The organism is Segetibacter koreensis DSM 18137 (assembly GCF_000374045.1).
GTDB lineage: Bacteria > Bacteroidota > Bacteroidia > Chitinophagales > Chitinophagaceae > Segetibacter > Segetibacter koreensis.
On sequence record NZ_KB893326.1, the window covers coordinates 13756 to 40751 of the forward strand.

Annotated in this window: 23 protein-coding genes and 1 pseudogene; 11 read left to right on the forward strand and 13 right to left on the reverse strand. The window is 40.4% G+C overall.

Going from position 1 to position 26996, the window contains the following annotated elements; all coding sequences use genetic code 11:
- Positions 1-18: 18 nt before the first annotated feature.
- The 9 genes from B154_RS0111385 to coxB all read right to left on the reverse strand — a co-directional run bounded on the left by B154_RS0111385 (position 19) and on the right by coxB (position 8900).
- On the reverse strand, positions 19-1806 hold the full coding sequence (locus B154_RS0111385; protein ID WP_018614322.1) for a thiamine pyrophosphate-requiring protein: 1788 nt from the start codon (positions 1804-1806) through the stop codon (positions 19-21).
- A 236-nt stretch (positions 1807-2042) separates the two neighbouring features.
- On the reverse strand, positions 2043-2372 hold the full coding sequence (locus tag B154_RS0111390) for an early set domain-containing protein (protein ID WP_018614323.1): 330 nt from the start codon (positions 2370-2372) through the stop codon (positions 2043-2045).
- 288 nt (positions 2373-2660) lie between these two features.
- Positions 2661-4055: a cytochrome b N-terminal domain-containing protein gene (locus B154_RS0111395; protein ID WP_018614324.1), complete on the reverse strand. Its 1395-nt coding sequence runs from the start codon at positions 4053-4055 to the stop codon at positions 2661-2663.
- Complete coding sequence (locus B154_RS0111400; protein WP_018614325.1) at positions 4055-4555, reverse strand: QcrA and Rieske domain-containing protein; 501 nt, start codon at positions 4553-4555, stop codon at positions 4055-4057. Before B154_RS0111400 ends, B154_RS0111395 begins: the two co-directional genes overlap by 1 nt.
- The gene (locus B154_RS0111405; protein ID WP_018614326.1) at positions 4536-4808 is read right to left on the reverse strand and encodes a hypothetical protein; all 273 of its coding nucleotides are present in this window, start codon (positions 4806-4808) and stop codon (positions 4536-4538) included. The genes B154_RS0111400 and B154_RS0111405 overlap by 20 nt, the downstream gene beginning before the upstream one ends.
- A gap of 118 nt (positions 4809-4926) precedes the next feature.
- Entirely contained in the window at positions 4927-5733 is an 807-nt protein-coding gene (locus tag B154_RS0111410) for a cytochrome c oxidase assembly protein (RefSeq protein WP_018614327.1), read from the reverse strand.
- Positions 5733-6287: a cytochrome c oxidase subunit 3 gene (locus B154_RS0111415; RefSeq protein ID WP_018614328.1), complete on the reverse strand. Its 555-nt coding sequence runs from the start codon at positions 6285-6287 to the stop codon at positions 5733-5735. Before B154_RS0111415 ends, B154_RS0111410 begins: the two co-directional genes overlap by 1 nt.
- Entirely contained in the window at positions 6280-7926 is a 1647-nt protein-coding gene (gene ctaD, locus B154_RS0111420) for a cytochrome c oxidase subunit I (RefSeq protein WP_018614329.1), read from the reverse strand. The genes B154_RS0111415 and ctaD overlap by 8 nt, the downstream gene beginning before the upstream one ends.
- A 2-nt stretch (positions 7927-7928) precedes the next feature.
- Complete coding sequence (gene coxB, locus B154_RS0111425; protein WP_018614330.1) at positions 7929-8900, reverse strand: cytochrome c oxidase subunit II; 972 nt, start codon at positions 8898-8900, stop codon at positions 7929-7931.
- Between the two features lie 298 nt (positions 8901-9198).
- On the opposite strand from coxB, the gene B154_RS30110 reads away from it, so the two are divergent.
- From B154_RS30110 to B154_RS0111440, 3 genes are all read left to right on the forward strand, one after another.
- Positions 9199-9636, forward strand: a complete 438-nt coding sequence (locus B154_RS30110) for an SDR family oxidoreductase (RefSeq protein ID WP_018614331.1) — start codon at positions 9199-9201, stop codon at positions 9634-9636.
- A 16-nt stretch (positions 9637-9652) separates the two neighbouring features.
- A complete protein-coding gene (locus B154_RS0111435; protein WP_018614332.1) occupies positions 9653-11509 on the forward strand; it encodes a glycoside hydrolase family 15 protein in 1857 nt (618 codons plus the stop codon).
- A gap of 215 nt (positions 11510-11724) precedes the next feature.
- A complete protein-coding gene (locus B154_RS0111440) occupies positions 11725-12606 on the forward strand; it encodes a Rieske (2Fe-2S) protein (protein WP_018614333.1) in 882 nt (293 codons plus the stop codon).
- 348 nt (positions 12607-12954) lie between these two features.
- Here the strand turns inward: B154_RS0111440 and B154_RS28350 are convergent, their stop codons facing one another.
- A complete protein-coding gene (locus B154_RS28350; RefSeq protein WP_018614335.1) occupies positions 12955-13239 on the reverse strand; it encodes a hypothetical protein in 285 nt (94 codons plus the stop codon).
- Between the two features lie 933 nt (positions 13240-14172).
- Between B154_RS28350 and B154_RS0111465 the strand changes: the two genes are divergently transcribed.
- The 4 genes and pseudogenes from B154_RS0111465 to B154_RS30115 all read left to right on the forward strand — a co-directional run bounded on the left by B154_RS0111465 (position 14173) and on the right by B154_RS30115 (position 19162).
- A complete protein-coding gene (locus B154_RS0111465) occupies positions 14173-14838 on the forward strand; it encodes a GNAT family N-acetyltransferase (RefSeq protein ID WP_018614339.1) in 666 nt (221 codons plus the stop codon).
- A 306-nt stretch (positions 14839-15144) separates the two neighbouring features.
- Complete coding sequence (locus tag B154_RS0111470; protein ID WP_026260123.1) at positions 15145-17469, forward strand: TonB-dependent receptor; 2325 nt, start codon at positions 15145-15147, stop codon at positions 17467-17469.
- A gap of 5 nt (positions 17470-17474) precedes the next feature.
- The gene (locus B154_RS0111475) at positions 17475-18407 is read left to right on the forward strand and encodes a DUF4249 domain-containing protein (RefSeq protein WP_033411639.1); all 933 of its coding nucleotides are present in this window, start codon (positions 17475-17477) and stop codon (positions 18405-18407) included.
- Positions 18408-18497: 90 nt separating this feature from the next.
- Positions 18498-19162: pseudogene (locus B154_RS30115) on the forward strand (IS6 family transposase).
- Positions 19163-19602: 440 nt separating this feature from the next.
- On the opposite strand, the gene B154_RS0111490 reads toward B154_RS30115, so the two are convergent.
- Positions 19603-20379 (reverse strand): SDR family NAD(P)-dependent oxidoreductase, encoded by a 777-nt coding sequence (locus tag B154_RS0111490; protein ID WP_018614347.1) that lies wholly within the window; start codon positions 20377-20379, stop codon positions 19603-19605.
- 456 nt (positions 20380-20835) lie between these two features.
- On the opposite strand from B154_RS0111490, the gene B154_RS0111495 reads away from it, so the two are divergent.
- Both B154_RS0111495 and B154_RS0111500 read left to right on the forward strand, forming a co-directional pair.
- Positions 20836-21750 (forward strand): NAD-dependent epimerase/dehydratase family protein, encoded by a 915-nt coding sequence (locus tag B154_RS0111495; RefSeq protein WP_026260125.1) that lies wholly within the window; start codon positions 20836-20838, stop codon positions 21748-21750.
- Between the two features lie 33 nt (positions 21751-21783).
- Positions 21784-23106 carry an MFS transporter gene (locus B154_RS0111500; RefSeq protein WP_211217487.1) on the forward strand — a complete coding sequence of 441 codons (1323 nt, stop codon included), beginning with the start codon at positions 21784-21786 and terminating at the stop codon, positions 23104-23106.
- Between the two features lie 334 nt (positions 23107-23440).
- Here B154_RS0111500 and B154_RS0111505 read toward each other — a convergent pair whose 3' ends face one another.
- Positions 23441-24670, reverse strand: a complete 1230-nt coding sequence (locus B154_RS0111505; RefSeq protein ID WP_018614353.1) for an MFS transporter — start codon at positions 24668-24670, stop codon at positions 23441-23443.
- Entirely contained in the window at positions 24667-24897 is a 231-nt protein-coding gene (locus tag B154_RS0111510; RefSeq protein WP_018614355.1) for a hypothetical protein, read from the reverse strand. The genes B154_RS0111505 and B154_RS0111510 overlap by 4 nt, the downstream gene beginning before the upstream one ends.
- 299 nt (positions 24898-25196) lie before the next feature.
- Here B154_RS0111510 and B154_RS0111515 point away from each other — a divergent pair, with 299 nt between their 5' ends.
- Both B154_RS0111515 and B154_RS28360 read left to right on the forward strand, forming a co-directional pair.
- Positions 25197-25604, forward strand: a complete 408-nt coding sequence (locus B154_RS0111515; RefSeq protein WP_018614357.1) for a hypothetical protein — start codon at positions 25197-25199, stop codon at positions 25602-25604.
- Between the two features lie 152 nt (positions 25605-25756).
- The gene (locus tag B154_RS28360) at positions 25757-26872 is read left to right on the forward strand and encodes an efflux RND transporter periplasmic adaptor subunit (protein ID WP_018614359.1); all 1116 of its coding nucleotides are present in this window, start codon (positions 25757-25759) and stop codon (positions 26870-26872) included.
- Positions 26873-26996 lie beyond the last annotated feature (124 nt).

Consider the following 26996-nt stretch of genomic DNA (forward strand, 5'->3'; position numbering starts at 1 on the left):
CAGGTAGCTCTAGTCATTTTATTTAGATGCAGGAAAGTATTCATCCACTACATCCTTATAAGTTTGCTTTACCATATTCCATGCTTTGCTATCGCCTTTTATAATGGCAGAAGTATAAGCTTTCATTTGTTTGAAATTAATATGCGGAGGCGTCATTGGTACAGAGGGGTCGGTATAAGCTTCAACCAATACAGGTCTTTTTGCACTAAAAGCAAAGTCCAGCGCGTCACCTACTTTTTTGGGGTCGTCTACTTTTATACCATCCAATCCTAACATTTTCGCATATTCAGCATAAGGAAAATCAGGAACGCTTTGCGAAGCATCGTAACGTGGATCGCCTACCATTGCACGTTGCTCCCAGGTTACCATGTTTAAGTCGCGATTGTTCAACACAAGTATCATCAGTCGCGGGTCGCTCCATTCTTTCCAGTATTTGGCAATGGTTATCATACCGTTCATTCCTAACATTTGAAAAGCACCATCGCCAATCAAACAAATGGGCATTCTTTCGGGGAAAGCAAACTTTGCAGCAATGGTATAAGGCATGCCCGGACACATGGTTGCAAGATTGCCAGACAGTGATGCCTTCATTCCTTTCCTTATTTTTAAATCACGGGCAAACCATGCGGCTGTAGAACCGGAGTCGGCTGAAATAATACAATTATCAGGCAGCCGTTTAGATAGCTCCCAAAACACCTGTTGAGGATTGATCGGATCTGCGCTGTCCTGCGACCGTGCTTCCAACACTCTCCACCAGCGTTCCACTTCCTTTGCAATACTATCCTGCCAGCTTCTGTCCTCTTTTCTTTTCAGGAGCGGAATTAATGCCTTTAAAGTTTCTTTTGAATCTCCCTGCAAAGCAACATCCATCGGGTAACGTATGCTAAGCATCTTACCATCAATATCTATTTGCACACCTTTGGCCTGGCCTTCTTTTGGCAAATATTCTGAATATGGAAAACTTGAACCAACCATTAATAATGTATCACAATCGGTCATTAAATCCCAACTTGGCTTAGTTCCTAACAACCCAATTGAACCCGTTACAAAAGGCAAATCATCTGGCAACACTGCTTTGCCTAATAAAGCTTTAGCCACACCTGCACCTAATAATTGTGCAACTTGTATTACTTCATCGGCAGCTTCCATTGCGCCAGCTCCTACCAACATCGCCACTTTTTTGCCGGCATTTAAAATATCTGCGGCTCTCTGTAAATCTTCTGCTTTTGGTATTACAGATGGTTTTTGATAACCGATGCCTGAATGAATAGTGCCATGCGCTCTTTCAGGCTCTTCATAATCCACTTCCTGTATGTCGTTTGGAAAGATGATACAGGTAACACAACGCTCTGACATGGCTATGCGAAAGGCCCGGTCGATGAGATGCCTTGTCTGATGTGGGTCACTGCACATGTGCACGTATTCTCCCGCTACGTCTTTAAATAATGAAATTAAATCAACTTCCTGCTGGTAATGTCCTCCTAATGCCGCCCGTACCTGCTGACCGACTATTGCAACCACCGGTTGATGGTCCATTTTTGCATCGTATAGTCCATTTAATAAATGAATAGCACCCGGGCCTGAGGTAGCCATACACACACCCACTTCGCCGCTGAACTTTGCGTGTGCGCAGGCCATAAACGCAGCCATTTCTTCGTGCCGTACCTGTACAAAATCTATTGCTCCATCCGCACGATTTAGTGCACCCATGAATCCATTAATGCCATCGCCGGGAAAACCAAAAATTCTTTTAATTCCCCATTGAGAAATTCGTTCAATAGCAAAATCGGCAACAGTGGTAGCCATACAATAATATTTTTTAAGTGAAGGAATGTTATAAGTAATAAGGGCAGGGTTCCAGGCATTTGTACTACCTGGCAGAAAAAAAGTAACCGGAATAAATTAAGCGAATGCTATTAAAAAATTGAAATGTTATTTAAGGTTATAACATTATTAAATCAAACACTACACCATAAGATCATTCTCCCCACATTTCTAATCACAATCTAATCTTGGTGCGTTTACGGCTTCTGGCGGGCATCTTACACTTCGTTTTCTACAATTAAAACACTATTGAAACCTGCAAAGCCATCAGGCTCACGATTAGCATTAGCGATATCCTCGAGCCATACTTTATCGTCTACCAAAAACTTGTAGTAATATTTCCCCGAAGGAAGCAGAGGAATTTGTATTTTCCAAATGCCGTCATCATCTCGGTTAAAGAGCAAAACATCCTGTGACCAATGGTTAAACGTGCCTACAAGAGATACTTTGTTTATACCATCGAGGGCTATCTTATTCTCGTAATTGCTTTGAAGATAGAATTCTATTGTTTTTCTGTTTGTATCGATATTGGGTGAAACTTTTTGCATTGATAAAAGTTTAAGAGTTTTTACTTTAACCTTCTTCTTCTTCAAACACCTGAAAAACCGCCCGGGTATTTATTGCTGCAACTAGCCTGCGGCAACCTCAAAAAACTCTATTTTTATACTTACAGTACATTTTACATCCTTCGAGGTGCCCATAGGTAAATCAAGGTGAAGAAGCCACCAAAAAGGCGTTTTAAAGTTACTATTCTTTTTATCTTTTTCTCGCTTAAAAATCTGTTTTTATAAACAATAGAACTTCATTGATTATAACCTTGTTAAATACTGTAATTATCATCTTCTGCTTTTTAAAAAGGCCACGATCTCGTTTAGTTCATGGCTCTTTAGAGATGACCCGTAAGCCGGCATATTATCGCCTCCGTTTACTATCCGGATGGTCATTTGTTTTGCATTCAGGCTTCGTGCTATATACGTTAATTCAGGGCCTACTTTTCCGCCGTAATCTTTTACCTTGTGGCAATACAGGCAGCCTTTATCGTAGAATAATCTGCTGCCTGCAATGGCCATTGTATCGGTTGTATTTACTACGGATAATGGCAGCATCTTCGTTTTAAAATTGGGCGACCACGGCGTCTTTGCTCCAGCGACTAATAAACTCGCAACAATGATAATGGTAGCGATAGAGCCAACGATTGCCCACGGTCTTTTTATCGGGCTCCGCTCTCCTTTGTTGGATATAAACGGAAGCGAAAACAACAAGCCGATAACGATGATAGGCCCAAAGAACATTACATAACTTTCTATTGCCGGCGGCATCAATGCAAACAACGCAAAAATCCACAACAAGTACCAGTCTGGTGAAGGTTTTGTATAAACGATGGAAGGGTCAGGAGGCTTGCTGACGGCCGGTGGACCAACAAAATACGCAAGCACAATAATGATAAGTAAGGTAGCTACGCCGAACACAACATCACGCCAGGCAGCATCAGGAAAGAAGGGAACGCCTTTCGTTTTCAAAAGATCTTTATACCAGGCCCTGTACGTTTTAGGGTCAACGAGCTGACCCGGCTTTGGAGGTTCGGATATGCCGTTTCGCAACACCAGGTACAGGTGAAATGTAACAAACAATATAAGCAACCCCGGAAACAAAAACACATGATAGGCAAAGAACCGGCTAAGGGATTGACCGCCTAAAGTATCTCCTCCAATCAGCAATCTGGCAATGTATTTTCCAATCAGTGGTATCCTGCCCATTTGCTCTGCAGCTACTACTGCACTCCAGACACCATTATCATCCCACCGCAATAACTGGCCTGTAAACCCCATTGAAACGGTCAGCAACAACAACACCACGCCACTTATCCAACTCATCTCTCTTGGGTACTTATAAGCTGCAGTTATGTACACTCTCATCATGTGAATGCCCACCATCAGTATCATTCCCGAAGCGCCAAAATAATGCAGCCCTCTCAACCACTTACCCATGACAGCCTGGTTGGTTATAAACTGTAGTGATTCAAAAGCTTTATCGGAAGAAGGTTGATACAATAGCGCCAAACCAACGCCGGTTACTATTTGTAAAATCAAACAAAATAAAGTAGCACTTCCAAACACATAACTCCATTTAGAGCCAGGCGGAACAGGATGTCGTAGCATGGGCATAATCAATTCTGATATGCCGCTCCTGTCATCAATCCAATGCCATACTTTTTTTAACCACTTTTTCATTAAGCCGTAATGTTTGTAATAGGTACAGGAGCGGTTTTTATTTCTACCACGTCTTTGTTCAATCTTACCTGGTATCGTACCAATGCTTTTGGTGGTGGTCCTGATGCTACAGAACCGTCTTTATAATAAACCCCTCCATGGCACGGACACATAAATAATTCTGCTTTCGCTTCCCACCGTACCGGGCAGCCAAGGTGTGTGCAGTTTGCTGAGAAGGCAGTAAACTCCTTTTCATTTTCACGTCGCAACCAGGCTGCTGATTTAGCCGTTGTTCCTGCCCAAGGCAAAGGGTCAGCGTTTATAAATTTCACCAGCTTTGTTGTGCCTACGGGGAAGTCTGCAGCATTGCCTATTTGCCTCCATTCCTGTTTGTTCTTTTGCAATAACGGACCAAGCAAAGCACTGAACACAGGCACAGAAATGATGGCGGCAGGAAGTGCTCCCAGCCATAAACTGAGCTTCGTTAAAAACTTTCTTCTTTCAATCTTGTCCTCGTTCATACATTTCTTTTATCCATCCCGCAAGCGCGATAAAAAATCCAATAGTGCCCGCAACACTCATTATCCAATAGCTAATCAAACCCCAACCCATAAAAAGCAGCGACACTGCCAGCAAAAAAGGCATGTAAGTTCCTTCCGGAATCACCTCCGGTTTAGCCTTGTTCATTTGTGTTTTTTCTTCGTCCATTGTTATTTTTTTTGATACCTGCCTTTGTTTTATCATAGCATCATCGTTGCGTCGCATTTCGTTCATCTTGTAGTAATTCTATGCATCGTTTACGTTGTGTTAGCTTACGCTCTCCGTTTGCTTCTTTTCGTCCACGCTGATAAAATTCACATTCGCAAATCCCACCCATCCCATAAATCCCAGTTCAGACAACCTTCGACACTACATCCTTCTCATCAAACCATCTTCCTAATAAATACAACGCATATACTACATACAACAAACAACAAGGAACCCACATGATTAAACCTGCTATCTGCTGGTCTGTTGCCTGGTTGATTTGCCATTGCTCAACAATAACACTGTTCAAGTGATAACTATCCGTCATTGATAAAAAATGACGATATAGTCCTGCAGGAGCAAAAGTTATAAGCAGCCCAAGCAACGAACAACCGATGCATGCAGTAAACAAATACGCAACCCCATTCAATGCTGGCAAACGGCATTTTTTAATGGGAGAAACAATACTCCAGCTAAACAACATTCCTGCTGTTATAAGGCTTAGGCTTTCTAATGCATGCGTCGCAAAACCTAATACCGCTGACGTATGTGCTGCCATCATGCAGTAATTAAAAACGAACGGAATATGCCAAAACCACATTATTCCCACACCAGCAATCCAGCCAATAAAAGGCCTTTTATAAAGTGCACCCGATAGATTAGTAATAACATTATTGCCAGTGGTATCCATCTCCAAACTAATAATCAATAATGGCCCAACAACCAGCAGCAACACAACGTGTACCACCATGTGTGCGCTAAACAAATATTGTTCGGACAAAAGATGTAGCGGTGAAAAAAAGCAAATCAATAAGAGAAACAGACCAATTACAAAAGGCTTAATCCATTTGCCGATTGTGAAGTTGTGATACTTTGCATATAAAAAGCATAGAAACACGATGCCGATAAAAGCACTCCAATTAAAATTCCAATATGTGTAAATGCTTTTCATTATAAATAGGGTACTACATAAATTATGGTAAATACAACCAGCCAAACGGCATCAACAAAGTGCCAGTAAATTCCAATAGTGCTCAGTAATGTTGTTTTTCTTTGAAAAAAACCTTGCAGTGTAAGGATGAAAAGAATGATGAGCATGATGATGCCAAAAATGACGTGCAAGCCGTGGAAGCCCGTTAAGGTGTAAAAACTTGTTCCAAACTCGCTGCTGCTTAACGTTAAGTTTCTTGAAAGCAACCCATAGTACTCGTGACCTTGACCCACCATAAAAACGATTCCTAAAACGATGGTGGCCAGCAGCCAAATCTGCAGTTTCTTTTGTTCGCCTTTTTTGTATTCACGTTCCGCCATCCAAAAGGTAAAACTGCTTGTAAAGAGCAGTATAGAAAACACGCTGGTAAGTTTTATATCCAGCATCGCCTTTACCGTCGATTGAAAATGACCTGTTCTCCAAAACACTATATAGCCCATTATCAGCGATATGAAGAATATTGCTTCGGAGCCGATTATCAGCCACATCATCAAATGGTTTTCTTTCTTAATCATTGTTTTTCCAGTCTGCTTTTTCAGGATACTTTTCGTCAAAGAATGGCCTCCTGCTTTTTACTTCAGGCACTTCTTCAAAATTTTTCATCCCTGGCAATGCCCACGAATACCATTCAAGGGTGAAGCCGTCCCATGGGTCGTTAGAGGCAGGCTTGCCATGCTTCAGTGTTTTATAAACGTTATAGAATAATACCAGGATAGCCACTCCCATTAGCAATGCTCCGCAAGACGAAACCAGGTTCAGCAAAGTAAAACGTGGCAAATCCGGGTAGGTATATACTCTTCTTGGCATCCCCATCAACCCTAAAAAATGCTGAACAAAAAATGTCATATTAAAGCCCAGTACCATTAGCCAGAAGAATATTTTACCTAGCTTTTCATCTAACATTCTTCCACTCATTTTGGGAAACCAATAGAACAACCCGGAGAAAACAGAAAATAAGGAACCGCCAATAAACACATAATGCAGGTGAGCTACCACATAATAACTGTCTGTTACCTGCCAATCGATAGGAATAATAGAAAATGCAATACCGCTTAGTCCACCTATGGTAAACTCAATAAGAAATGCAATGGCAAACAACATGGAAACCGTAAGCCGTATAGAGCCGCCGTACATCGTACCGAGCCAGTTGAAAATTTTTATTCCTGTCGGCACCCCAATCAACATACTGCTGGCGCCAAAAAACGCATTTACCGTATTACCTAACCCTGTTGCAAACATGTGGTGAACCCACACGCCAAACGACAACAAAGCGATGGCTACTGTAGATCCCGCAACAAAAGCATACCCATAAATTCGCTTTCCACTAAATACCTGGAAAACCTCAGAATAAATTCCGAATGCTGGCAGTATGAGAATATATACTTCCGGGTGACCGAAAAGCCAGAACAAATGCTGCCATAACAAAGCATCACCACCGCTGGCGGTATTAAAGAAATGAGCATGCAATTGCCGGTCGAGCAACAGCATGCTCAAAGCAGCATTTAATGAAGGCAATGCAGCAACAATTAAAAAAGAGTTTACCAGCCCCATCCAGACAAACAAGGGAACTTGTTTCAAGCTCATTCCTGGTGCACGATATTTTAATATAGTAACTATCAGGTTAACACCTGTGCTGATAGTGCCCGTTCCTGCCAGTAACAATCCTACACAATAGTAATCGATGCCGGGGCTATCAGAGTAATTGTATTCATTTAACGGCGCATAATTAAACCACCCTGCATTAGGCGCTCCTCCCGCTGCGAAGCTGAAGTACAAGAGCAATCCGCCAAAGAAAGTAATCCAAAAGCTAAAAGCATTCATACGAGGATAGGCCGTATCATTTGCACCTATCATCATTGGTATAAAGTACACCTGGAAGCCTAACAACGCCGGCACCATTACAAAGAATATCATGGTGACGCCATGCATGGTAAAAACCTGGTTGTAAATATTAGGACCTAAAAAATGATTGTTAGCAACGGCCAATTGCGTGCGCATCAACAGGGCAAACAAGCCGGCAACTACAAAGAACAATGTGGCCATGCAGAGATACATAATGCCAATCTCTTTATGGTCAACAGTAGTAAGCCAGCGAAGGATTTTGTAATCCTTGTAAGCGGCTCGGGGCTGCTCAATCTCGTATGATGATTGCATGATTACTTAAGTGATGAGAGATAGGCTACAATTTCGTCTGCCGATTGTTTGTCCATCTTAAAGTCGGGCATCTTTGCTCCCGGTTTTATTTCCTGTGGTTTTAAAATCCACTTTCCTAAGTTGTCTTTATTATTTTCAATTAAGCCCGTCAATAAAGTCTTACGGCTTGCAAGGTGTGTAAGGTCAGGACCGTCCCTGCCCCTGTTTGAAGTACCACTTATGTTATGGCAATTGCCACATGTTTTTTCTGTAAAGAGTTTTTCGCCGATTTGCGCTATTGTATCTGTAATCACTGCTGGCAGTGACGCATGAGACGTTAACCATTTTTCATAATCATCCTCGCCTTCTGCTATAACTGTCAGTTGCATGCCCGCATGTTGAGCACCACAGAACTCGCTGCATGCGCCATGATACACGCCGGGCTTCTTTATGTTGAGCCATAAATAATTTTCTTTGCCCGAAACTAAGTCCATCTTGTTACCAAAATCCGGAACCCACCAATCATGTATAACATCAGCCGACAGCAGTTTAAGAAGAATGGTTCTGCCCGCAGGCAAGTGAATTTCATTGGCTGTAATAACTTTTTGAGCTGGATAATTGGCTTCCCACCAAAACTGGTGACCAGTAATAACTACGTCTGGCTTTCTGCCATTAACTTCGGGTAACACACGATGCATTGTTTTTAACGTCAAAACAAAAAAAACTATTACCAAAAGCATGGGCACACCAATAGTCAGTATCTCCCATTTCTGGCTAAGGCTTTTTGGTTGGTAGTCTACGCCTTGTCTATGCCTGAACTTCAATAATACGAGCACTGTACACCCGATAACTACAAACAATATAAATGCGGCGGCAAATAAGAAATACACATGCAGCCGGTTTATATCTTCCGCCTGGGTTGAGGACGAATCGAAAACATAATCTAAAAGATAGAAGTGATTAGAATTCAGATATTGGGTCCATGGCACCAACATGGTTATGTTTTCATTTTTAGTTATTGGCTATGCTTATTCGTTATCTAATTTGTCTAATTAAGAGGGCTGAACAGAACATCTGTGAGTACAAGTGAGCGACGCAAAGTTCCAACATCTTTGAGATAAAATATTTGCTACTGCATTAGAATGGGATTAGAATTGCTCTCAATAAAAAAGGGCGTTATTTCATCTTTAATTCTTTCAGCTACCTATTACTTCTAATCACATTCTAATGCAGTACAAGCCTATTGCTTATTAGAGGATAGTAATTTTATGAATAATCTGTTTCTATCCAGCTATGAACACAACCCGGTTTGGATGGGTACTGAGCAAGCTTCCGAATAAGCCACGACCAATGGGTAAAGTATACCAGCCTGAAGTAGCGGCAAGGGCCATTGTATTTGCAGCATCAAATCACCGAAGAACAGTGTGGGTAGGCTACCCAACTTATAAAGCCATCCTTGGCAATAAAATTGCACCATGGTATGCAGATATCGTTTTAGCAAAAACAGGCATTGAAGGTCAGCAAACAAATGAACATGCAAGCTCCAACAGAAAAAATAATGTATGGCAGCCGGTTGGTGAAGACAGGGGGGCTTATGGCGAATTCGAAAATATCAGTCATAATAAAGGCCTCACCTTATGGGCAGGCATGAACAGGAATATAATAAGAAGTATAGCCGGGCTTGCATTAGGAGCCCTCATCATTGGCTTGTCTACAAACAATAAAGCCTAGTATTTACAAAAAAAACATGACGCATAAATTAAGCAACAACCGCTACGAGCCGATAGAGAATTATGGCATTATTGGAAACCTGCACACAGTGGCCCTGGTATCAAGAAACGCTTCTATTGACTTTATGTCTTTTACCCGTTTCGATTCGCCCACGATATTTTGCAAGATGCTTGACGCAGATAAAGGAGGCAGTTTTTCCATTCAGCCGCAATTGAAAGATGCGCTCACCAAGCAACTCTACCTGCCCGACACCAATGTGCTTGTGACCCGTTTCCTATCCGAAGAAGGCATTGCTGAAGTGATAGACTATATGCCTGTTAACGAAGAAGAAGGTGATTGCGCTATCGTACGAAAGATAAAAACAGTAAGAGGTAACATCACATACAAAATGAGATGTGCCCCACGGTTTAATTATGCTGACGATACCCACACTATCCAGAAAAACAAAGATGGAGATGGTTTCATTTTCATTCCACAGCATAATTTCAATCCCGCTGTATGGCTGTTAAGTGAAGTAGAAGTAGCCATCGATGGAGATGATGTTACAGCAGAATTTACACTAAGCGAAGGAAACAGCGCATGCTTTATAATAGAAGCTGACACGCATCAAAAACACCACGAAAAAACGATACGTGAATTTGTAAATAAAACGTACCGTCAAACCATCAAGTATTGGCAGGGGTGGGTGTCCCAATCAACCTACAAAGGACCGTGGCAGGAAATAGTTAACCGTTCTGCACTTACATTAAAGCTCTTATTTTCGAGGAGGTATGGTTCAATTGTCGCTGCAGCAACTTTTAGTTTGCCCGAAAGCATAGGTTATGGCCGTAACTGGGATTATCGTTTTACATGGATACGGGATGCCGCTTTTTCTATGCACGCCTTTTTACAATTAGGTTTTATGGAAGAAGCGCAGGCATTTTTAGGATGGATAAAAAAACAAAGTACTGACAAAGAACTTCAGTTAATGTTTGCTATAGATGGAAACACCCATCTTGATGAAAAAGAACTTCACTACCTGGAAGGGTATAAGAAATCGAAGCCTGTAAGAATAGGCAATGGCGCCTCTAAGCAAACGCAAATGGATATTTATGGAGAGCTATTGGAAACAGTTTATATCTATTCGTTACACGGTGGCGATTTAAGCTACGACTATTGGAAAATAATTGTGGAATATGTTGAACTTGTTATTAATAACTGGCACGAACCCGATCATAGCATTTGGGAGGTAAGAGGAGAAAAAAGAGAATTCTTATTTTCCCGAATGATGTGCTGGGTCGCACTTGACAGAGCTATAAAAATTGGCGAACACTTTTCATTTCCTTATGACATTCTAAAGTGGCACCAGGTACGTGACGATATCTTTGAAGATGTTTACAACAACTTCTGGAGTGAAAAGCGACAGGCATTTGTGCAATACAAAGGGTCAGAAGCATTAGATGCAAGTGCCTTGCTGATGCCTATTCTAAACATCATTTCTCCCTTTTGCGAACGTTGGCAAAAAACAATGACTGCGATAGATAAAGAGCTTCGCTCAGACGTTTTACTTTATCGCTACCGGGAACAAACAGAAGAAATTGACGGACTAAAAGGTAAGGAAGGCACTTTTACTATGTGTTCGTTCTGGCATGTAGAATGCCTTGCCTTGGCTGGAGAAAGAGAAAAGGCAAGAGAGCATTTTGAAAAGATGCTAGGCTATGCAAATCATCTCGGCTTGTTTTCTGAGCAGCTAGGAATGAAGGGCGAACATTTAGGAAATTTTCCACAGGCGTTTACGCACCTTGCACTGATCAGCGCAGCAATCGAGCTCAGCAACAACAAAAAAACTTATGGCATTACCGGCAATATGGACAGCAAGCGAAGAATGAAGTAGACCTTTTTTTAGTTGTTGTTTGAGAATAAGCAAACTCAGTCTGTGGAGTAATATCATTTAAAAAATCAGCTCTATAAAAATCCTCCATAAAAAAGTGGTTTTTGTAGAAGAAAAAAAGATCGGCAATACTAACTACATGAACAAAAAGCCCGTAGCTGGCTTGGTATAAATTTTAAGTGATATCAGTTAATTCCCACCAATTAAATAGAAAAAACATGAATGAGAAAACTATCACCAACTATATTGATGAACAGCAATGGCTGGACGATGCAGGTAATGCATTGCAGCCTGCGATTATAAAAGCTTATAAATCAGGTGGCGAAGCCGGCCAAAAGTTAAAAAACTTTATGCATGGAACATGGCTTGGGCATCCGCTACATCCCGTTATTACAGACGTACCGGTAGGTGCCTACACGGCAACTGCAGTCTTAGATGTGTTAGAACTTGCAGGCCACAACAAATATTCAGCTGGTGCCGACGTTACGCTTGCAGTTGGGCTCGTCGGCGCTCTCGGCTCTGCGGCAACTGGCTTAACTGATTGGAGCGCAACAAGCGGCAAAGGTCGTAAGGTGGGATTGGTTCACGGTTTATTAAATGTTGGTGCCACAGCTCTTTACGCCACTTCGTTTTTCCTGCGCCGGGGCAAAGGCTCACGTAACACAGCAATTGGCCTTGCGTTGGTCGGTTATGGCATAAGTGCAGCTGCTGCCTACCTTGGCGGTCACCTGGTTTTTGGTGAGCAAATTGGTGTTGACCATACCGCCACTGCTGCGGAGTATCCAGTTGATTTTATTGCTGTTCTTCCCGAAAATGAATTAGCAGATAATTCAATGCGCTGCGTTCAGGCAGGAGAAGTTCCTGTTTTGCTGGCTAGAAAAAATAATAAAATTTTTGCCATTGCGCACACTTGCTCACATTTTGGCGGCCCTCTTTCTGAAGGTGACTTGTTAGAAAATTGTTCTGTGCGTTGTCCGTGGCACGGCTCAGTCTTTTCGTTAGAGGACGGAAGTGTGATAAACGGACCTGCATCGGAACCACAACCGAAGTTTGATGTACGCATCAATAATGGCCAAATTGAAGTAAGAAAGGCAACATAAAAGTTTATACGATGTAACTCGCTTGCGTTTGCGGAAGCTGACCCAAGCGAGTTACTCATTAGCTTGCCTAATACCCTTTATAAACAGGAATTTCTTTTTACTAACTAGAAGATCATTGACGTAGAAAAAAGATTGCTTAAATCGGGAAAAATTAATGAGAAAAGAGACTAGACTTAAAATGGCTTCGCTTTATCTATTGATGACCGCATTTACAATAAAAGCATTTGAGAAAGGCATTCAGCTTATTTAAAAGAAGAAGATTTAACAGCCTGTATATGCATTGGGTTTTTTTGAAACAAAGATCTCCATCCTCCTCCATAGCCTTCCATACCGGGTTCCCGATCCGTTTTACTCGTTGCAAATATTGCAGGCTATTGCGTCAATCAAATAAGCAAAGGCACTTAGGGCGACGTCCGGAACTGGTAATGACTTGGCTAGGGATGAGGTTAGTACTTGTATAGGTTGTTCATGAAAAAATGGATTCCAAACAGTCTTGATCATCTTTAGCTGATATAGAGAAAAATAAGCTGCTATGCCAAAGCCAACTAAAGCTTTCATGATTATTGGCAGCCGATGCCGCCAGCGGGAAGGGTTGTAGTTCCAATCAGGAGGTATTCCACTAGAGGTCATCATATACTTTTCTTATGTTTCATTAAGCAGATAAATGATTGGATGGAGCTTTTCATTGCTAATTAAATTTTATTAATTAAAATAGAAACATGAGGCGGCGCTCGACAAGCAATTGTGATGATTGTGACACCGATAAGAGATCAATAAAACGTCGCTTCTATAGAATTATGACTTATAGCATTATTTCCGGCAAGTAAAAACAGGTTGCAAAAACAAAACCATTTAGAGCATCTAAGATTAGAATACGAACCTTTTTTTCCTGCTTAGCAATTTTAGAATATCTTACTCAACTAAGGCTCGAAAAGGCTACAACCCTCTTAAATAATCCAACATACACTCTAGATCACATGGCCGGTGAATGCGGCTTTAAAACTTCAAGACAATTACAAAGAATTCTTAAAAAGAAAAATGAACAGCCTAAATTAGATGGTGTTTTAGCTCAATAAAGTTCTGGAAATTCAGTAAAACGTTGTCAATTGTAAAAGTCGAAATTCAAGGAATAGACAAGATACCATAAAACGGCAGTTGAAATATAATGCTTTTGGCTTGTTGATAAAGAGACTTTGCACAAGCCTGTATGTTTGCATAAGTGATACATGAGATAAGGTTAACGTATGTTAGAAATTGCATCTATTCCTTTTTCAAAAAATTATATAAATCTTCCCCGTAATTGTATAACGTGTGCAGGCCGGGCCGAAGTAATTTTACATCATCAAAATTTTTTATAATCAATTAAATACAACAAAAATGAAAACTAACTTCAAAAATGTTAACTGTGATAGCGCAAACTGTAATTGTAGCACCTGTACTTGTGGTAGTGACTGCAACGGTATAGGTTGTACTTGTGGCTGTGCATAAATATAGAAAGAAACCGGAGAAGCAAGAGACTCTCCGGTTTATATAAATCGCAGATTTAAACCAAACTAACTTATTCTTATGTCCCTCTACACTCTATCAGCATCAAACAAACTTCCTGAAGTAAAAATACCAACAGGGCTGACTGTTGAAGAAAATACAAATCCCTTATTCCTGTCAGATCTTTGTGATATTACTATTGAAGAAGCACACAATCGTTTGGCTAATAATAATCTTGCTTTTGTTGCATACATAAATGACGAACCTGCAGCTTTCGGCTGGATAGCGTTAGGCAAAGCAAAAATTGGAGAGCTAAATCATGAATTTGCAATGCCTCAGAATTACGGGTACTTGTGGAACTTTAGAACATTAGTTGCGTACAGAGGTTTGGGCATTTATCCTGCTTTGCTGCAATACATAATAAAATATCATAAGCCGCAAACTTCTCACTTTTGGATAATCCATGCGCCTGAAAACAAATCTTCTTTAAGAGGTATAATCAAGGCTGGCTTTACCTATGTTGGCAATTTATACCTGGGCAAAACGATGCAACCGGAATTGAAACTTGATGAACAGTCTAAATTCGATGAGGAAGCGTTGAAAGCAATGGGATTCTACAAATCAGATGACGAAGCTTCTTCATGCTGGAATTGCAGCAGTCCATACCTCAAGAAACGTATAATGGAATGCTGTTGCAGCAACCAGGCAGAAGAATGTAAAAATTACAACTTGCCGGCATTTATTTAAAAATAGCCGATAAGAGATATACAGTTGAACGGAGCGTCGCAAGTAAAGCTCAATTAGCCAACTAATGTTTGCTTCCAAAATTCTGCAAACAAATCATACAGAAAGGATGTTGTAGATTGTTATAACCGCTCATACTATATATTACAACCGTGCTACAGAAATTAAACCGTTTATAAAAATTGAAACAAAAGCGGCAGTTGTAAGAACGGGTTTAAGTTACTTTTGCAAGGATTGCCTCTTAAGGAAAGAACATCTATACTTCTTCAACTGCCCATCTCTACTATTACAAATTCTAAAACAAATAAAGTGCGTATAATATTTTTAATAATTGCATTCCTGTTTTTTGCTTTTCCCATCATCCTTCATGCGCAGGAAAAGTTTACAATCAGTGGTACCATTACGTCTGCAAAAACAGGCGAAACTCTTATAGGAGCTTCAGTACGAGTCAAGAATACAACGACCGGAACGACAAGCAATGAATATGGCTTTTACTCTCTTACCGTTGCAAAAGGATACCCTACCCTTGAAATTAGCGCAGTTGGTCAACAACCAAAAGAACAGTCATTAGAGCTAAACAAAAACATAGTACTGAATGTGTCTCTTAGGGAAGAAACCAAAGAACTGGAAACAGTAGTTGTAAGAAGCACAGGAAGGCGCAGCATTACCAGCCCACAAATGGGCATGGATAAGTTAACAATAGCCGAAACAAAGAACATCCCCATGCTTTTGGGAGAAAGAGATCTATTAAAAACAATACAACTTTTGCCGGGCATAAAATCGGCAGGCGAAGGCAGCAGCGGCTTTTATGTACGTGGCGGAGCTGCAGACCAAAATCTTATTTTGCTAGACGAGGCTACTGTTTACAACGCCTCCCACCTGCTCGGTTTTTTCTCTACATTTAATTCTGACGCTATTAAAGATATTACCGTTTACAAAGGTGGTATGCCCGCTCAATACGGGGGCAGGTTGTCTTCGGTGCTTGACATAAAAATGAATGAAGGCAACAACCAGGACTATGATGTAAGCGGCGGTGTTGGTTTAATATCCACCAAGCTGAATGTGGAAGGACCTATTCAAAAAAATAAATCGTCTTTTTTAGTTTCGGGCAGAAGAACTTATGTGGACATGTTTTTGAAACTATCGAATGATTCTACTATCAATAAAAACCAGCTATATTTTTACGACCTTAATGCCAAACTTAACTACCACTTAGGTAAAAAAGACCGCTTATATCTTTCGGGTTATTTTGGAAGAGATAAATTGGGTGTTGGCGAAACATTTGCGCTTTTATGGGGCAACGGTACTGGCACTCTAAGATGGAATCACATCTTCAGCAGTAAATTGTTCTCAAATACGTCATTCATATATAGCAATTACGATTATAAAATCTCTATTCGCAGCGGCAGCAACGACTTCGATATTTTCTCACAAATAAGAGACGTTAATCTAAAGCATGAGTTTCAATGGTATGCAGGCACGCGAAACACGCTTCGTTTTGGTTTCAACTCTATTCATCATACCATACGACCGGGCGAAATAACTTCGTCGTCTACATCTAATATCAATGCCTCAAACCGCCAGAGAAGGTATTCCTGGGAGAACGCCTTGTATGCCTCCAATACCTTTAAAGCATCTGAAAGAGTAAACCTGACTTACGGCGCACGCCTTACTGCCTTTAGTGTGTTGGGTAAAGGAGATTATTATGCTTTTGATACAGCCGGAAATGTTACAGACACTTTCAGCTATAAAAGCGGCCAGATTGTTAAGACCTACCTAAACCTTGAACCACGGGTTGCTATCAGTTATGTGTTCCATCCAACGGTATCTATAAAAGCTTCTTATGTTCGCAATGTTCAAAATCTTCACCTGGTATCTAACTCCACTACTGGTTCCCCTACCGATAAATGGTTGTCCAGCACCAATGTTATAAAGCCCGAAATCTCTGACCAGGTTTCGTTAGGATGGTACAAAAATCTGTCAAATAATAAATACGAGTTAACGATTGAGGGGTATTACAAAACCATGCAAAACCAGGTTGACTATCGTACAGGTGCCAATATTTATATTAATAGCGATGCAATAGAGTCGCAACTATTATTTGGTAAAGGAAGAGCTTATGGTATAGAATGGTTGCTGCGCAAACAAACAGGTAGATTGACGGGTTGGCTCAGCTACACCCTTTCAAAAACAGAGCGTAAGATTGACGGCATAAACAATAACGACTGGTACAATGCAAGGCAAGACCGCACTCACGATGTAGCTGTTGTTGGTATATATCAATTGGATAAAAAATGGACTCTTTCTGCCAACTGGATATTTTATACCGGTGATGCTGTTACCTTTCCCGCAGGTAAATACAGGGTTGATAACCAGGTTATTTTTTATTATACCGAACGTAATGGCTATCGCATGCCAAACTATCATCGGCTCGACCTCGGGGCCACCTTGCAACTTAAAAAGAAAAAGAAATACTCTTCAGAACTCGCCTTTAGTTTATACAATGCTTATGGCCGCGAAAATGCTTATACCATTTCGTTTCGAGAAAGCAAAGATGACCCGCAAAAAACAGAAGCAGTTCGCACAGCGCTGTTCAAGTACATTCCTTCTGTTTCATTCAACTTTAAATTTTAATCTATATGCAAACGCTATATAAAAAATATATTTCTTCTTTATTGCGCCAACTGAAGCGCTTTCTTCAGCTTCTGTTGTGTCACTCAATTGTACCGCAACAATTCTATTCGGTAAAAAGCGGCAGCAAATCTTTATTAAGCCACAGTATTCTATCATTCAGCTTAATACTATCGGCCATGTACTTTACCTCGTGCGAAAAGGTTATAAATGTTAACCTTAACGAAGCTGAGAAAAAATATGTTGTCGAAGCAGTGTTGACCGATCAGCCTAACTCTTGCAAAGTATTAGTTACGCAAACAAAAAATTTCAGCGACAATAATACGTTTAACGGAGTAAGTGGCGCACAGGTAACTATTACAGACAACAACGCGACTTCTGTAACGCTGATTGAAAGCAGCCCCGGTGTGTATCAAACAAGTACGCTTACAGGTGTTACAGGGCATACCTATAACCTCACTGTTAATGTAGCAGGGCAAACATTTACGGCTATCTCAACCATGCCCGCTCTGGTTCCATTTGATAGCTTATATATAACCCAAAGAACCTTTTTTGGTGAAACAAACAAATTTGCTACAGTGTCGTTCAAAGACGCTGAAGGCATAGGTAATGCTTATCGTTGCATACAATATGTAAATGGTGTAAAGGAAAAAACAATTTTTGTAAGAGATGACAGTTATAGTGATGGAAGACAAATAGAAAGCACGCTCTACTTCTTTAATGACGATGACAAAAAGAAATTAAAAACTGGTGACAACGTAAGGATAGAAATGTTAACTATTGATTATCCTGTTTACAAATATTGGTACAGTCTCGACCAAAGTTCAACCGGCGAAAACCAAAGTGCAACCCCTGGAAATCCATTAACTAACATTAAAGGCGGTGCGCTAGGATACTTTAGTGCGCAAACGATTCAAAGCAAAACTGTAGTGGTTAAATAAGGGAGGGTAGTTCCGGAGGTCTGTTCTTTGGCCGTCTAAGAAGTTCTGTTGCAGTTGTAATTTGTATATCGTTGTAAGTAAATTTGTTGGATGTTTAAAGGCCACAGTTTTCCTAAAGAAGTTATTCTACAAGCGATATATTTTAAATTAAGATTCAGTTTAAGTTATCGGGATTTGGAAGAGTTATTATCTATAAGAGGTGTAAGGGTAGAATCATGCTACAATCAAAGATGGGTATATAAGTTTACTCCATTAATTGAAGCTGGATTAAAGAAAAGAAGAAAATTAGTTGGTAATAGCTGGCGGATGGATGAAACTTATATTAAGGTGAAAGGAGAGTGGATGTACTTGTATTAAGAGCTGTTGATAAGGAATGAAAGACAGTTGATTTTCTATTAACCAGGAGGAGAAGTAAACTGGCAGCACATAAATTTCTACTGAAAGCTATTAGTAATAATGGCTGTCCCAAAGTGGTTAATATTGATAAGAGTGGAGCTAATAAGGAGGCTATCAGAACTTATAATAACAGGTCCTTAAAGAAGATAAGGATAAGACAGTGTAAGTATTTAAATAATGGGGTAGAAGGGGATCATAGATTTATAAAGTGGAGAATTCAGAATATGCTTGGTTTTAAGAGTTTTGAATCAGCATCAAAGACCTTAGTAGGAATAGAAATAGTAAGGATGATTAAAAAGGAACAAGTTACTTTTTCTAGGTGCACTTATTTCAAAACATTTTGTTCTATGGCGGCATAATTATCGGGGAAAATGATAATACATACTTTTATTTCGACAGACGCGACAAAGCCCCTTTTATTTCGATAGACGCGACAAAGCCATATTCCTCATGCTTCTCGACAACACACTCTAAAAGCATTTCGGTATTCAACTTTCCCGCTCCTTCCTTCATTTCAGCCAAGGCCGCTTCCGTTCGCTGAGTCCACCCCACTGTCTCCGTTATGGCATTATCATGCCATAACGGAGACTTGCCCTTTGCTCATTCAACCGGAAACTGCATTCAGTCATTCGCTTCAAAGTACAATACGAGGACAAAACAAAACAGACAAACTGAACACGAACTTTATAAAAAGTGTTTCTTCAAGAATTAAGTGTTATATTTCCCATTCTTCAGAACAACTCACTTTTTAAGGTGGGATTGCTGCATTGCACTTACTTGGACTGTCTGACCCGTTTTCTTAAGCCGAGATCCATCCTCCGTCTACGGAAATACAAGCTCCGGTCGTATAACTTGACGCAGGACTGGCCAGATAAAGGGCAATGCCAGCTATTTCGTACAACTCACCCCAGCGACCGACAGGAATTTTAGAAATAAAAGCTTTATACTTTTCAGGATCATTCGTAAGTGGGAGGTTTAAATCGGTAGCAAACGGACCGGGTAAGATTGCATTTACATTAATATTTTCCTTTGCAACTTCCATTGCAAGCGAACGGGTTAGCTGTAAGATTGCTCCCTTGCTTGTGGCGTAAGCAGTGCGGTCTGGTATAGCTGTGACAGAAAGCATTGAACCCATGTTGATAATGCGACCGTACCCATTTTTCTTCATTACTGGAACTACTTCACGGCATGCTAACCATGAACCTGTAACATTAATCTGTTGTACCTGGTTGAAATCGTTGAGCGACAAATCTTCTATACTGCCCCTGATATTGATACCTGCAGAATTAATTAAAATATCTATTTTCCCAAACCGCTTTACGGTTTGTTGAACAGTTTGTTTTACACTTTCCTCTGACGTAACATCGCAGACAGCACTCATGCATTCAACGCCATAGGACTGTCGAATTGCTTGTTCAGCTTCTCCGTTTTCTTTCTCGGAACGAGCAGCAATACAAATATTTGCACCTGCCTCAGCCAACGCTTTTGCCATAGTTAATCCAAGTCCACGATTGCCGCCTATTATTAATGCTACATGTCCATTCAGCCTAAATAAATTCAAAACACTTTTTTCCACAACTTATTTTTTAATGTTAAGTAATGATGCAACCTAGTACCCTCCGTAAAGTTCAATAGAGAACCACCAGTCAACGTGAGTGCCAGCAAGATTGATGGGATAGCCGCAGCTATTTTTAATAAAAATTATCTGCCCACCTTTCTTAATGTTTACGAAGATGGGTAATTTACGATGATTGTTGTGATACACGGAAAAATATCGCCGGTTTAATTAAAAGAATAGTGGCGGCCAAACACATTCCTCTGGGCTGCTGTACTTGTGATAGCCAAGGGTATAATACTTGCCAATTACAGCATCATGTGGCATATGAAATGCAATTAAAATCACGAATAGTCGCTAAGTATAGCATTCCTTTATTCATACATTTGCAGTCGATAATCGTGAAACTTCCCATTCACTGCAACACATGCCTACGCAGTTGGGAAAATATAAAATGATTTTTAAAGACGAAAATAGATGACGAAAATGCGAATATTTTTTACGGGAGGATCGGGAAAAGCAGGAAAGCACGTAATACCTTACCTTCTCGACCAAGGACATAGAGTAATGAATGTAGATCTCACGCCTTTGAATTACCCAGGGGTCGATAATCTAATGGCTGATATTACCGATTCCGGACAAGAGTTTAATGCAATGAGTTCGTATGCCGGGTTAGATGAGTTAGAAACAGGTAGTGGCGTACCACGATTCGATGCTGTAGTACATTTTGCTGCTGTGCCGAGGATCTTAATCAAACCTGATAATGAAACGTTTCGTGTAAACACCATAGGCACATACAATGTAATTGAAGCGGCTGTTAAGCTGGGAATTAAAAAGATTATTATTGCCTCGTCGGAAACCACCTACGGTATTTGTTTTTCAGACGGCAAAACGGACCCTCACGTCCTTCCCCTCGAGGAAGACTATGACGTTGATCCCATGGATTCGTATGGCCTGTCGAAGGTTGTGAATGAGAAAACGGCCCGCAGCTTCCAGCGTCGATCGGGCTACGATATTTATGCGCTTCGCATCGGCAATGTAATTGAGCCCCACGAATACGCCGAACTTTTTCCGGGTTATTTCAAAAACCCTGAAGTGCGTCGTAGAAATGCGTTCTGTTATATTGATGCCCGTGACCTGGGGCAGATCGTGGATTTATGTCTGAAAAAAGATGGCCTTGGTTTTCAGATTTTCAATGCCGGAAATGACCACAATGGTGCAATTATTCCATCTAAGGAATTAGCTAAAAAGTTTTTTCCCGGAGTCCCTATAACACGTGAATTGGAGGATCATGAAGCATTGTTTTCTAATCGCAAAATCCGCGAAGTTTTGGGGTTCAAAGAACAACATAATTGGCAGAAGTACGTCAAAACGGAGCAAGGGCAAGTTTAGCAAACGTGATAAAAAGTAAACTAAATTGCTCACGTGGAGTATTTAATGCCATTAAAAGCTAACCTTGAGTTTATGAACGAGCAATCGCCCCCTATTAATCCTGTTGGCCGCATACTTACTGCAAGCCTTATAGGAACTACTATTGAATTCTTTGATTTTTATATATACGCTACCGCTGCTGTACTCGTTTTTCCGAAGCTTTTCTTTCCTACTGCCGATGCAACCTCATCAACACTGCAATCTCTGGCGACGTTTGCGCTTGCCTTTTTTGCGAGGCCGTTAGGAGCAGCGATATTTGGACATTTCGGCGACCGTAAGGGCCGGAAAGCAACCCTGGTAGCAGCATTAATGACAATGGGACCGTCAACTGTTGCCATCGGGCTTTTGCCTGGTTATAATTCAATTGGTATTGCCGCTCCCATATTGTTGGCGCTATTTAGATTTGGACAAGGACTTGGGCTTGGTGGAGAATGGGGTGGCGCAGTGCTGCTGGCAACGGAAAATGCGCCTGCACATAAGAAGGCGTGGTATGGTATGTTTCCTCAACTTGGAGCTCCAATCGGATTTCTTTTGTCTACCGGAATATTCTTCACCTTAAGCAAAGTTCTGAGTGATGCAGATTTTCTTTCGTACGGTTGGAGAATACCGTTTATTGCGAGCGCTGTATTAGTATGGCTGGGCTTATTTGTCCGTCTTAAAATTACCGAAACACCCGAATTTTTAAAGGTTATCAATACGAAAACTCGGGTCAAAGTACCGGTTGTAGAAGTCTTTTCGAGAAACACAAAGGCCATTTCACTTGGTACATTGGCAACCGTTACAACCTTTTTGTTGTTTTACCTGATGACTGTATTTACGCTAAGTTGGGGAACTAATACATTGCATTATTCAAAAGCTAATTTCTTAATAATGCAAATGATCTCGATGCTATTCTTTGCTATCGGGATACCACTATCGGCATATATTGCTGACCTGCAAGGTCATAACAAAATGCTCCTCATTGCAACGATCGCTATTATATTTTTCGGCCTTGCTTTTGCTCCATTATTTACAACTGGTAGCCTCGTAATTACTGCCACATTTTTATCGTTGGGAATGTTTTTGATGGGCTTAACTTATGGACCTATCGGCACTGCTTTAGCTGAGATATTTCCACCATCTGTTCGTTATACCGGCGCATCGTTAGCCTTTACATTGGCAGGCATTTTAGGTGCCTCGCTTACACCATATCTTGCTACAATGCTTGCCACAAAATATGGTCTTCCATATGTCGGGTACTTTCTTGCGTTGACTGCTATTATTACCTTATTTGCATTGCTCGGTGCACGGCCGCTTATGAAATCTTCTGCCAAATGAAACTCGTAATACTCTATTAACGGAAAATATTAATCTGGTTCCATGAGCTGTTCGTACTTGCCACTGTTATGAGATGAAAAAGAACCGCGTCTTTCTGAAGTAGACTGAAAATTAGAAGCAGTTTGGGATCATTCTACTGGCAACTGCATTTATTCATTTACTATAAAAGTCTAATACCAGCACATGTATCTTCGGCGTCAACCTCTTTACTTTGCTTATTTCCTGTTATAAAAACTCCTCCACCTTTTTATAGACCATCAGCGTTGTAATATGGTCATAGCGCTCCTCTTCCGATCTACTTTATCATTTATGAGTGGCTGAGACTGTGACAAAATCATAATTGTTTCTTCCTGCCACCAATGTTGGGCAAAAAGCCTGTGAGCAGGCCAATTAATGGTAAGAATGAACAAACTTTAAAAACATTTTGAATACTTGTATGATCTGCAAGCATGCCCAGTAAAGCAGAACCTAATCCGCCCATTCCAAAAGCAAATCCAAAGAATAGCCCGGCTACAGTACCAACTTTACCCGGAATCAGTTCCTGCGCATATACAAGAATGGCAGAAAAGGCAGATGCAAGAATAAAACCAATAAAGACAGTTAAGACGCTCGTCCAAAATAACGAAACATAGGGTAATAATATCGTAAAAGGAGCCGCCCCTAAAATCGAAAACCAAATGATATACTTGCGCCCAAAGCGATCGCCGAGCGGACCTCCCAACAATGTTCCGGCTGCAACAGAAAATAAAAACACAAAAAGGTACACCTGGGAATTTTGTACCGAGATATGAAACTTATCTAATAAGTAAAAAGTATAATAGTTTGTGATGCATGACAGGTAAAAGTATTTTGAAAAAATCAGCACAAGCAAAATAATGACCGCTCCGGTAACCCGTCCTTTAGACAATCCTACGGTAGCGGCCCCGTTGCGCGAACGCTTCCCTTTAATACGATACATATTCCGGCTATACCATTTACCAACGGCGATCAGCAGGCCTATTGCAAGCAAAGCCAGCAGAGAGAACCATAAAATAGAAATTTGACCGTAGGGAATAATGATGGCAGCGGCCAGTAACGGACCTATTGCGCTGCCTGCATTCCCACCAACCTGGAAGATNGATTGTGCAAGTCCTCTACGCCCTCCGCTTGCCATAAAAGCTACCTTGCTTGCTTCCGGATGAAACACTGAAGATCCCAATCCGATCAAGGCAACAGATAGCAANAAGACCAGATAGCTATGGTTCAATGCCAAAACAATTAAACCTGTCAACGTCAGTGACATGCCGATCGAAAGCGAAAACGGCTGCGGTTTTCTATCGGTATAAAATCCTATAAAAGGCTGCAGCAACGAAGCGGCAAGCTGAAAGGTTAGCGTTATTAATCCAATCTGTGAAAAACTTAACGCATAAGTTTCTTTTACCAAAGGGTAAATAGATGGGATTAAAGATTGTAAAGTATCGTTTAATAAATGCGAAAGGCTAATGGTTAACAGAATGGGCATTACTGTTTTATCTGCCACTTCTTTTGACGCTTCTATTGTTTCTGCTACAGCAATATTTTTCATTTCGTTTTATTGCCGGCAAAGTTATGAAGAAGTGCAGGAGGGGCAATCGGTGGTGTATCAGATAAAACAATATCATGTGAGCCATCTTCAGGAGGCACTACGTATTCTACTTTTGACAAGGATACATTTAACGAACCCAGTTCTCGTGTCAGTTTGCGAACAAGACTTATCACCTTAGATAATATTACCCATTTTATGCCGCTGATGAATTTGCTAGTTTGTCCCATGTTCCCCGAAAAGCAATTACGGTAGGTATAGGCACCATACTAAAGGCGATATGGGGGGAGAGCAGTAGTTTCTATAAATACCAAGTAGCGAAGAAGTAACGAAAGGACAGTGAATCATGCGCCTAACTCTCCTATTTATGAAGATGCCTGCACTGCAACAAATATTGTCATAACTAATATCCAAAAGGAGAGTAATTTTATGATCTTAGAAAGATTTTGGCACACTTTTCTTGTGACCTTTTTAAAATTGGGACTTACATTTGCACTTCCAAAAAGTGTATAATAAATAAAAGACAAGAATGGGAATTTTTACAAAGCTCCACTTACTTTTAGTTACCATTGTTGTTGCCGCCCAAATATCGTTTGGGAAAGAAATTAATACATCCCTACCGCCCGTATTTAACCTGTCTTTAAATAACCAAACGTCCGCCTACTCTAATATCCTTACAAATGTTGTTGATGATAATCCAATCATAAATCCTTCAACTTTAGAAAAAATTGTATATGCTAAAAAATCAGTACATTTTAAGCAGACACTGACGAAATACAAGAAGAAGTATAGGAACACAACAGTTTTTCCTGGTCTGAAAATACCTATTAAATATCTTGATGAAGTTTCCATTTTCATCAATTCGATCATCACCTACAGCAGACCTCATTTTCTTACCCACTTACATCATTTTCTCTTTCGGTTAACTCCTTTTTGAGCTGTTTCATTTTTTTATTGTAACAACAGTTTTTTTAATAACCATTCATTTGTTATTAAAGACAATTGTTTTGTAGCTGTATAAATGATTGTTTAAGTGCACTCATTTGCAGCATCATTAAATTTTTAAAGCAGTTTAAAAACTATTGAACCATGAGAAATAATTGGATAGGCGTTATCCTTATTGCAACTTTTATTGCCGGATGCGCAGGTAAAGAAGAGAAAAAAGAAACAACAGAAGTTGTTGAAGTTCCGGTAATACAACTGCAATATTCAGATACTTCCCTTCAGCAGAATTATGTAGCAGACATACAGGCAATAAAGAATGTTGAAATACGCGCAAGAGTGAATGGCTTCATAGAAAAAATATATGTTGATGAAGGGCGACCTGTACGAAAGGGTCAACTATTGTTTCAACTTTCGAATAAGGAGTTTATTAATGACCTGAATAAGGCTAAAGCGAATATGCAAAGTGCAAAAGCGGCTGCAAGAATTGCAGAGCTTGAGATGGAAAGAGTAAAAGTACTGGTAGATAAAAAAGTTATCGTAAAGTCAGAGCTTGACCTTGCAGAAGCAAGGGTTGCTGATGCAATTGCGAAGGTGGCAGAAGCACAAACAGCTATTGCAGATGCTGAAACTAAGATAAGTTATTTGTCTGTTCGTTCTCCATTTAGTGGGGTAATCGACAGGATACCGATGAAGATGGGAAGTGTCGTGGATGATGGAAACTTACTTACCACCATTTCTGATAACGGAGAAATGTATGCCTACTTTAATGTATCTGAAAATGAATACCTGCAACACCAAAAAACGGCAGGCGGTAAACTTAGCGAAAACGAGGCAGCGGCGCTTATTTTGTCTGATGGCACCAGTTATCCATTTAAAGGTAAGATAGAAACGCAGGAAGCAGAGTTTTCTGAAAATACTGGCTCCATTGCCTTCAGAGCAAAATTTCCTAATCCAAAAAACATGTTGAAGCACGGGTCGTCGGGTAAAATACAACTGGTAAGTAACCTTGAAGACAAGTTGCTTGTTCCTCAAAAGTCAGTGCTCGAAATACAGGACAAGAGCTTTGTTTTTGTATTGGGAGAAAATAATAAAGTAAAGATGCAAAGTTTTACCCCTCAACTACGGATTTCCGAATACTATGTGGTGCAGTCAGGTTTAAATGCAGGTGACAAAATTGTGTATGAAGGCGTGCAAAACATACGTGATGGAGCAGAAATAAAACCACGAATTCAAAGTACAGGTTTAGTAGTAGTAAAATAGATACAACGTAGATTAAAAAAAAGGAGTATTCGCTTAAAAAAAGCTGAATCGAGAAGTTATAAGTACAAGTGAGTGACACAACGATGTTGAACTCTGATGTGCCGTTGATTACCAAAATAACTAA